Consider the following 9,673-nt stretch of genomic DNA (forward strand, 5'->3'; position numbering starts at 1 on the left):
CCACGCTGGTCAACGACCAGTCACGGCGGCTGATGACGCTGCGCGGGCTGCTCCGCATCCGGGGCGTCGACGAGGGGACTGGCGCAGCGGAGCCTCCAGAGGCACCGCGGCCCGTTCGGGTCGACGACGTGGAACCGGCCTCCAGCATCCTGCGGCGGTTCGCCACCGGGGCCATGTCTTACGGCTCGATCTCGGCCGAGGCCCACCAGACCCTCGCGATCGCGATGAACCGGCTGGGCGGCCGGTCCAACACCGGCGAGGGCGGCGAGGACGCCCGCAGGTACGTGCCGGATGAGAACGGCGACCTACGCCGGTCGTCGGTCAAGCAGGTCGCCAGCGGCAGGTTCGGGGTCACCAGCGAGTACCTGGTGAACGCCGACGACCTCCAGATCAAGATGGCCCAGGGCGCCAAGCCCGGCGAAGGCGGCCAGCTGCCGGGGAACAAGGTGTACCCGTGGATCGCCAGGACCCGGCACTCCACCCCCGGCGTGGGCCTGATCTCGCCGCCGCCGCACCACGACATCTACTCCATTGAGGACCTGGCCCAGCTCATCCACGATCTGAAGAACGCCAACCCGTCCGCGCGGGTGCACGTCAAGCTGGTCTCCGAAAACGGGGTAGGGACGGTCGCGGCTGGTGTTTCTAAAGCACATGCCGACGTGGTCCTGATCTCGGGCCACGACGGCGGCACGGGTGCGACCCCGTTGACGTCGATGAAGCATGCGGGCGCCCCCTGGGAACTGGGCTTGGCCGAGACGCAGCAGACGTTGCTGCTTAACGGATTACGCGACCGGATCGTGGTCCAGGTGGATGGTCAGCTCAAGACGGGTCGCGACGTGATGATCGGTGCGCTGCTGGGCGCCGAGGAATTCGGCTTCGCCACCGCCCCGCTGGTGGTTTCCGGCTGCATCATGATGCGGGTGTGCCACCTGGACACCTGCCCGGTTGGCGTTGCCACCCAGAACCCGGTGCTGCGGGAGCGGTTCACCGGCAAGCCCGAGTTTGTCGAGAACTTCTTCATGTTCATCGCGGAAGAAGTCCGGGAATACATGGCGCAGTTGGGCTTCCGGACGTTCAACGAGGCCGTCGGGCAGGCGGGATCGCTGGACACCACGCTGGCACGCGCGCATTGGAAGGCGCACAGGCTGGATCTGACGCCGGTGCTGCACGAGCCGGAGTCGGCGTTCATGAACCAAGACCTGTATTGCAGCTCCCGTCAGGATCATGGCCTGGACAAGGCGCTCGATCAGCAATTGATCGTGATGAGCCGCGAGGCGTTGGATTCCGGCAAGCCGGTGCGATTCTCCACCACCATCAGCAACGTCAACCGCACGGTGGGCACCATGCTCGGCCACGAGTTGACGAAAGCCTATGGCGGCCAGGGGCTGCCGGACGGAACCATCGACATCACCTTCGAAGGATCCGCTGGCAACAGCCTGGGCGCCTTTGTGCCCAGGGGGATTACGTTGCGCATCTACGGCGACGCCAACGACTACGTCGGCAAGGGCCTGTCCGGGGGCCGGATTGTGGTGCGGCCGTCGGACAACGCGCCGCCGGAATACGTTGCCGAGGACAACATCATCGGTGGAAACGTAATCCTGTTCGGCGCCACCAGTGGGGAGGTCTACCTGCGCGGCTTGGTCGGCGAACGGTTCGCGGTCCGCAACTCCGGGGCGCACGCCGTGGTGGAGGGCGTCGGCGATCACGGGTGCGAGTACATGACCGGCGGCAAGGTGGTCATCCTGGGCCCCACCGGCCGTAACTTCGCGGCGGGCATGTCCGGCGGCGTGGCCTATGTGTACGACCCGGATGGCGAATTGCCCAAGAACCTCAACGCCGAAATGGTCGAGCTCGAAACCATCGATGAAGACGACACAGAGTGGCTGCACGGCAGCATCCAGGCCCACGTCGACGCCACCGATTCCGCGGTCGGCCAGCGGATCCTCGCCGACTGGCCTGCTCAGCAGCGGCATTTCGCCAAGGTGATGCCGCGCGACTACAAGCGGGTGCTGCAGGCCATCGCCGAAGCGGAGCGCGACGGCGTCGATGTCGACAAGGCGATCATGGCGGCCGCGCATGGCTGATCCCACCGGCTTCCTGAAATACACTCATCGGGAATTGCCGCAGCGCCGGCCTGTCCCGGTGCGACTGCGCGACTGGAAAGAGGTCTACGAGGACTTCGACGACGAGACCTTGCGTCATCAGGCAACCCGTTGCATGGACTGCGGTATTCCCTTCTGCCACAACGGATGTCCACTGGGTAACTTGATCCCCGAATGGAATGACCTGGTACGCAAGGGCCGTTGGCGCGACGCGATCGAACGGCTGCACGCCACCAACAATTTCCCGGACTTCACCGGCCGGCTATGTCCGGCGCCGTGCGAGCCGGCGTGCGTGCTGGGAATCAACCAGGATCCGGTGACGATCAAGCAGATTGAGCTGGAGATCATCGACAGGGCCTTCGAGGAGGGCTTCGTCGTGCCCCTGCCGCCGGACAAGCTGACCGGAAAGACCGTCGCCGTGGTGGGTTCGGGCCCAGCCGGTCTGGCGGCCGCTCAGCAACTGACTCGCGCCGGGCACAGCGTGACCGTCTTCGAGCGCGACGACCGCATCGGTGGGCTGCTCCGCTACGGCATCCCGGAATTCAAGATGGAAAAGCGCTTCCTCGACCGGCGGCTCGACCAGATGCGGGCCGAGGGAACCGAGTTCCGGGCCGGCGTCAACGTGGGGATCGACATCACCGCCGAACAGCTGCTCGCCGACTTCGATGCGGTGGTGCTGGCCGGCGGCGCCACCGCCTGGCGCGACCTGCCAATTCCCGGTCGGGACCTGGACGGCATCCATCAGGCGATGGAATACCTGCCGTGGGGTAACCGGGTGCAGGAGGGGGATGACGTGCTGGGGCCTGACGGGGAGCCGCCGATCACCGCCAAGGGCAAAAGGGTGGTGATCATCGGTGGCGGCGACACCGGCGCCGACTGCCTGGGTACCGCACACCGGCAAGGTGCGGCCAACATCCACCAGTTCGAGATCATGCCCCGTCCCCCGGAGACCCGCGCCGCCTCCACCCCGTGGCCGACCTACCCACTGATGTACCGGGTGTCATCGGCGCACGAAGAGGGCGGCGAGCGGGTGTTCTCGGTTAACACCGAGGAGTTCGTCGGCGAAGACGGGCACGTGACGGCGCTCAGGGCACACGAGGTAGCCATGCAGGACGGCAAGTTCGTCAAGGTCGAGGGTTCCGATTTCGACATCGAGGTCGACCTGGTGTTGCTGGCTATGGGATTCGTCGGCCCGGAGAAGCCGGGCCTGCTCACCGACCTGGGAGTCAAGCTCACCGACCGCGGCAACGTCGCGCGAGATGCCGATTTCGACACCTCGGTGCCCGGTGTTTTCGTCGCCGGTGACATGGGTCGCGGCCAGTCATTGATAGTTTGGGCGATAGCTGAGGGCCGGGCTGCGGCGGCGGGTGCGGACCGGTACTTGATGGGTTCCACGGCGCTGCCGGCGCCCATCAAGCCGACGGCCGCACCGCTTCAGTAGTCACACCAGTCACACCTGAAACACGCGCATAATTGCTCGGCGTTTCTCCCGCCGTTTGCCAGAGGGCTGTTGTCTAATAACCCGTTGTGGGCCCCATCACATAAACGTCACATGGGAGTCCCGGTTGAACGGACCGATCGCAGGAGTGATCACTGTGCATATCAACCCAGTATCTCGATCGCGGGTGGGGCGAAAGGCCTGGTCATGGCTACGTCATCCGTTGAAAAGCCGCGAATTTCCCGCCAAGCACGAACGCCTGATCACCGCCGAAGAACTACTGCTCTTCGGGGTGTAAGCCCCCGACTCTGCTGGCCGGGAGCCGGCGCCTGATTTGCACGAGTTTGCCGAGTGAGAATCAGGCTCTCGTCCACCCCGCAATCTGCAATCCTGGACTGCTCCTGCCAAGGGTTCGAGCAGCGCGCTAGATATGCACCATTCCAACTGCCAGATTTGCCGCCGGTGTTGAGGCGCCGAAGTCGCTCATAGACGTCGCGCAGAATGGTGTAACTGCGGCATTTTGTACTGCCGGGACAACCGGCCGGCAAACCGCGTGAAACCGGCTATCAGCCGTCCCACAGCCCCGAATCCCGGATCGTCTCGGCCAGCGGTTCCAGCACGGCGGGGTCGTGCGGCGGGTTGATGTACACGATGCCCAAGTCCAACCCCTCGGCGGCCAGCGCGGCCGCGTCCTCCATGACGTGCCCGTAATTGCGCTCGGCGTCCAGGCGCAGGTGGGCCGACAGGGTGATCTCCTTCGGATCGCGCCCGATCTGCTCGCACTGCGCGACCAGCACGTCGCGCTTGCGCGCGAACAAGTCGGGCGGCCCGCCGACGAAGTTCCAGTGCTGGGCGTAACGCGCGGTTATCGGCAGTGTCCGCTTTTCTCCGCTGCCGCCGATGCAGATCGGCGGGTGCGGGCGCTGTGGGCCCTTGGGCTCGTTGCGGGCACCCTTGAGCTGGTAGTACTTCCCGTCGAAGTCGGTGGTCTCTTCGCTTAGCAGGCTGGTCAGTACCTGACAGGCCTCTTCGAACCGGTCGAAGCGTTCTTTGATGGTGCCCAGCTCGATGCCATAGGCGCCGGACTCCTCCTCGTTCCACCCGGCGCCGATCCCTAGCTCGAGACGTCCGTTGGAGATGATGTCGAGCGCTGCGGCCATGTTCGCAAGCACCGCGGGATGACGGTAGTGGATGCCGGTGACCAGGGTGCCCAGCCGCAGCCGCTTGGTGGCCTGCGCCAGCGCGGTCAGCGTTGTCCAGCCCTCCAGACAGGGCCCGTCGCTGTCGGAGAAGATCGGGTAGAAGTGGTCGAAAGTCCAACCGGACTCATAGACGTCGATATCGTCGGCCGCCTGCCATACGGCCAGCATCTGTGCCCAGGTGGTGTTTTGCGGTGAGGTTTTGAACGCGAATCGCATGAGCACGACGGTAGTCGAGCTTCGGCCCGCGTGACGTCGAAGCAGGTTGGCGCGCAATTCGACTCGATCCGGCGACGATTTGGCGGCGAGGCAGACTGGAGTCATGGACCCGGTAACCGCGCTGCGGCAGATCGCCTACTACAAGGACCGGAGCCGCCAAGACCCCCGGCGCGTGATGGCTTATCGCAACGCCGCCGACATCATCGAAGGTCTCGACGACGCCGCGCGGGAGCGGCACGGCCAGGCCAACAGCTGGCAGTCGCTGCCGGGCATCGGTCCCAAGACGGCGAAGGTCATCGACCAGGCGTGGTCCGGTCGCGAACCGGATCTGTTGGCCGAATTGCGTTCTGCTGCCGAGGACCTCGGCGGCGGCGACGTTCGTGCCGCGCTGCGCGGGGATCTGCACCTGCATTCGAACTGGTCGGACGGGTCGGCGCCGATCGAGGAGATGATGGCTACCGCTGCCACGCTGGGGCACGAGTACTGTGCGTTGACCGACCACTCGCCGCGGCTGACCATAGCCAACGGGCTGTCGGCAGAGCGATTGCGCAAACAGCTCGACGCCATCGAGGAGTTGCGCGACAAGTTCGTGCCGATGCGCATTCTCACCGGGATCGAGGTCGACATCCTCGAAGACGGCAGCCTCGACCAGGAACCGCAACTGCTGGAGCGCCTCGACGTCGTGGTGGCCAGCGTTCATTCCAAGTTGTCGATGGATTCGGCGGCGATGACCCGGCGCATGGTGCGCGCCGTCTGCAACGGCCACGCCGATGTGCTGGGCCACTGCACGGGCCGCCTGGTTGCCGGAAACCGCGGCATCCGGCCCGAATCGAAGTTCGACGCGGAAGCGGTGTTCACCGCCTGTCGTGACCATGGGACCGCGGTGGAAATCAATTCCCGTCCCGAGCGGCGCGACCCACCGACCCGTCTACTGAACCTGGCATTGGAGATCGGCTGCGTGTTCAGCATCGACACCGACGCGCACGCGCCCGGCCAGCTCGACTTCCTCGGCTATGGCGCCCAGCGCGCGTTGGATGCGGGCGTTCCGGTCGACCGGATCGTCAACACCTGGCCGGCCGAACGGCTGCTGCAATGGACGGGATCAAGTAACACACGCGGATCAGTCGGGTAGGTGGGGCATTTCGAGGCCCGGATCGCGCCCGACCAACACCGCGGGCGTGAGCGCGGATCTGCCGTAGCGACGGCGTATCCGATCGATCGCCTCGTCTATGGCATCGAGGGCCACCGGCTCGCCCTCGCCGAACGGCAGCATCAGCTGCTGGGCGCCGCTGCGGTCGATGCCCGACACCGCGAAGCCAACCAGCGTCAGTCCGCGCTGTGCGAACAGAGGCGCCGCCGATGCGACCAGCTGCCGGGCGGTGGCCAGGATGGGCTGTGTCGACGAGGTGGCCCACGGCAACGTGTGTGAACGGGTCGCCCGGCTGAAGTCGTCGAACCGCAGCCGCAGCACCACCGTGCGCCCGGTGCGCCCGGCGGTACGCATGCGGGCGGTGATCCGGTCTATCAGGTTCACCACCACCGCGTCGATCTCGGCGGCCGACATCCGGTTGCCGGCCCGGCCCAGCGCGCGCTGGGCACCGACAGACCGGCGACGCACACCGGTGGTCATCCGCCGGCGGTCGATATTGCGGGACAGCGCATAAAGTTGTCGGCCCATGGCAGGGCCCAGCAGTGACGCCAGCGTCGACTCGCTGAGCTCGGCGACGTCGGCGACGGTGGATATGCCGTGGGCGTGCAGCTTGTCGGCGGTCACCGCGCCCACGCCCCACAATCGGCGCACCGGCAAAGGGTGCAGAAATGCCAACTCCTGATCGGGCGGCACCAGCAATAAGCCATCGGGCTTGGCTTCCTGGCTGGCGACCTTCGCGAGAAACTTTGTGCGGGCAATTCCCACGGTGATGGGCAGACCGACGCGGACGCGCACGTCGGCGCGCAGCCGCTCCGCGATCTGGACCGGCGGGCCGGAAACCCGGCGCAGCCCGCCGACATCGAGAAATGCCTCGTCCACCGAGAGTGGCTCCACGATAGGTGTGCAGTCTCGAAACACCTCGAACACGGCGTCGCTGGCGCGCGAATAGGCGGTCATCCGGGGCGGCACCACCACCGCGTGCGGACACAGGCGTCGCGCCTGCGCCCCGCCCATCGCGGTGCGCACACCATAGGCCTTGGCCTCGTAGCTCGCCGCCAGCACCACGCCGCCGCCGACGATCACTGGGCGGCCGCGCAACGTCGGGTCGTCGCGCTGTTCGACGGACGCATAGAACGAATCCAGGTCCGCGTGCAGGATGGAAGCATCACACCGCACGAACATATGTTCGCATGCGAGTGCGACAAGACTTACGTTAGAGCGCCTCGCCGTAGATGCTGCTAACCCAGATGTGTACGAGCGTGTCCAGCACGCGAGCCTCCGGGACGGAAGGCTGTTCGGCGGCAAACGATGCAAACAGCGTCCGCTCGTTCATCAGGTTGAGCGCGGTGGCCAACTCGAGGGCGGGCAACGTGCCCGGGGCGGCGCCGCGCTGCCGCTCGGCTTCAATGGCCGCGGCGGTGTAGGCGATCCATTTCTGCATGAACGTCGACCACAATTCGCGGACTTCGGCGCTGGTGTCTCTGGCGGCCTGACCGGCCCGGGTAACCGCCTTGTGGGATCCGAACGTCTCGAAGAACACGTTGATCCCGGTGCGCCACATGTCGTCGCGGTCGCCGCCGGGTTTCTCGGCGAGGTTTTCCAGCGCGCTGTCCGCCTCATGAACCACCCGATCCAGCAGGGTTAGCAGCACAGCTTCCTTGGACGAAAAATAGAAGTAGAAGGTCGGCCGGGAGATGCCGGCGCCTTTAGCCAGGTCATCGACCGAGACGTCGGTCAGCGGACGATCCTCGAGAAGCTGCTCGGCGGTGGCGAGAATCGCCAGCTCACGATCATCACCGGACGGGCGGGCGCTGCGCCGACCCCGAGAGGTCTGGCCGGCGGCGGAGGTGGTCACGACGGGCAGCTTACTCTGTGTTGAAAGTTTCGACATGGCGTTGACGGACTCGACACGGCGTTGATAGCGTGCCCCCATGACTGAGGTGACTGAGCACTTGGACGTCGTCATCGTCGGCGCCGGTATCTCCGGCGTGAGCGCGGCTTGGCACTTGCAGGACCGCTGCCCGACCAAGAGCTACGCGATTCTTGAACGCCGCGACGATCTGGGCGGCACGTGGGACCTGTTCAAATACCCCGGCATCCGGTCCGACTCGGACATGTTCACCCTCGGGTTCCGGTTCAAGCCATGGCACTCGGCGAAGTCGATCGCCGACGGCGCCTCGATCAAGGCCTACATCAACGAGGCTGCGGTCGAGAATCGGATCGACCGGCACATCCGCTACCGCCACCGGGTGGTGGCCGCCGATTGGTCCGACGCCGACAACCGGTGGACCCTCACCGTGGAGCACAACGGTCAACAGCACGACCTCAGCTGCTCCTTCCTGTTCGCCTGCACCGGCTACTACAACTACGACGAGGGATATTCGCCGAAGTTCGCCGGCTCCGAAGATTTCGAGGGCACGATCGTCCATCCGCAGCATTGGCCGGAGGACCTTGACTATGCGGGCAAGAACATCATCGTCATCGGGTCGGGCGCTACCGCGATCACTTTGATCCCGGCCCTGGTGAACTCGGGTTCCGGCCACGTGACGATGTTGCAGCGTTCACCGACCTACATCGGATCGCTGCCCGGGGTCGATCCCTTCGCCGAGCGGGCCAACCGGCTGCTGCCCGACCGCGTTGCGCACATCGCGAACCGCTGGAAAGCCATCGCGTTCAGCACCTTCCAGTACCAGCTGTCGCGGAAAGCCCCCGCCTACATGCGTAAGGCGCTGCTGACGATGGCTCAGCGGCGGCTGCCTGAAGGCTACGACATCGAAAAGCACTTCGGGCCGCGGTATAACGTATGGGACCAGCGGCTGTGCCTGGCCCCCGACGGGGATTTCTTCCGGACCATCCGGCACGGCAAGGCCGACGTCGTCACCGACACCATTGACCGATTCACCAAAACCGGAATCAAGCTCACCTCGGGTGAGGAGTTGCAGGCCGACATCATCATCACCGCAACGGGATTGAATATGCAGTTACTGGGCGGGGTGCAGCCGTCCAGGAACGGTGAGCCCTTAGACCTGACATCGTTGATGACCTATAAAGGCTTGATGTTTTCCGGAGTCCCGAATTTCGCGATCACCTTCGGGTACACGAATGCGTCATGGACGCTGAAGGCCGACCTGGTCTCCGAATTCGTCTGCCGGTTATTGAAATACATGGACGCCAAGGGTTTTGACACAGTGGAGCCGCAGCATCCGGGCGATGCCGTCGAGGAGTTGCCGTTCATGGACTTCAACCCCGGCTACTTCCAGCGTTCGATAGACTCGCTGCCCAAGTCGGGCTCGCGCGCCCCGTGGCGGCTCAGACAGAACTATTTCTTCGACATGCGAACGATTCGACGCGGCAAGATCGCCGACGAGGGCCTGAGGTTCGCGAAAAAGCGCGCCCCGGTGGCGGTTTAGCTAGACGACGACCTAGACAACAACAATGCCGTCGTCGTCGCTGTAGGCGATCTCGCCGGGCACGAACGTCACCCCGCCCAGACTGACCTCGACGTCGCGCGCTCCGGCGCCAGTCTTGGTGCTCTTGCGGGGATTGGTTCCCAGCGCCTTGATGC

At 65.3% G+C, this 9,673-nt stretch carries 7 protein-coding genes and 1 pseudogene; 4 read left to right on the plus strand and 4 right to left on the minus strand.

The genetic code is table 11. From position 1 onward, the window contains the following. Window positions 1–2,084, plus strand: a 2,084-nt coding sequence (locus tag ACLP4W_RS00720) for a glutamate synthase-related protein (RefSeq protein ID WP_442383138.1), incomplete at its 5' end; no start/stop codon positions are given. Continuing rightward, on the plus strand, window positions 2,077–3,543 hold the full coding sequence (locus ACLP4W_RS00725) for a glutamate synthase subunit beta (protein WP_442383140.1): 1,467 nt from the start codon (window positions 2,077–2,079) through the stop codon (window positions 3,541–3,543). The genes ACLP4W_RS00720 and ACLP4W_RS00725, both read left to right, overlap by 8 nt. A 563-nt stretch (window positions 3,544–4,106) precedes the next feature. Here ACLP4W_RS00725 and ACLP4W_RS00730 read toward each other — a convergent pair. Continuing rightward, window positions 4,107–4,958 (minus strand): LLM class F420-dependent oxidoreductase, encoded by an 852-nt coding sequence (locus ACLP4W_RS00730; protein WP_442383142.1) that lies wholly within the window; start codon window positions 4,956–4,958, stop codon window positions 4,107–4,109. Window positions 4,959–5,061: 103 nt separating this feature from the next. Between ACLP4W_RS00730 and ACLP4W_RS00735 the strand changes: the two genes are divergently transcribed. Then, window positions 5,062–6,090 carry a PHP domain-containing protein gene (locus ACLP4W_RS00735; RefSeq protein WP_442383144.1) on the plus strand — a complete coding sequence of 343 codons (1,029 nt, stop codon included), beginning with the start codon at window positions 5,062–5,064 and terminating at the stop codon, window positions 6,088–6,090. Here the strand turns inward: ACLP4W_RS00735 and dinB are convergent. Then, entirely contained in the window at window positions 6,079–7,290 is a 1,212-nt protein-coding gene (gene dinB / locus ACLP4W_RS00740; protein ID WP_442383146.1) for a DNA polymerase IV, read from the minus strand. The two genes, ACLP4W_RS00735 and dinB, sit on opposite strands and share 12 nt — an antisense overlap. Before the next feature lie 31 nt (window positions 7,291–7,321). Next, the gene (locus ACLP4W_RS00745; RefSeq protein ID WP_442383148.1) at window positions 7,322–7,963 is read right to left on the minus strand and encodes a TetR/AcrR family transcriptional regulator; all 642 of its coding nucleotides are present in this window, start codon (window positions 7,961–7,963) and stop codon (window positions 7,322–7,324) included. An 85-nt stretch (window positions 7,964–8,048) separates the two neighbouring features. Between ACLP4W_RS00745 and ACLP4W_RS00750 the strand changes: the two genes are divergently transcribed. Continuing rightward, window positions 8,049–9,518 carry a flavin-containing monooxygenase gene (locus ACLP4W_RS00750; protein WP_442383150.1) on the plus strand — a complete coding sequence of 490 codons (1,470 nt, stop codon included), beginning with the start codon at window positions 8,049–8,051 and terminating at the stop codon, window positions 9,516–9,518. Between the two features lie 12 nt (window positions 9,519–9,530). On the opposite strand, the pseudogene ACLP4W_RS00755 reads toward ACLP4W_RS00750, so the two are convergent. Continuing rightward, window positions 9,531–9,673 (minus strand): annotated as a pseudogene (locus ACLP4W_RS00755) (ribonuclease E activity regulator RraA); the annotation flags it as partial.

Origin of the sequence: Mycobacterium sp. (assembly GCF_052145595.1) — a bacterium.
Lineage (GTDB): Bacteria > Actinomycetota > Actinomycetes > Mycobacteriales > Mycobacteriaceae > Mycobacterium.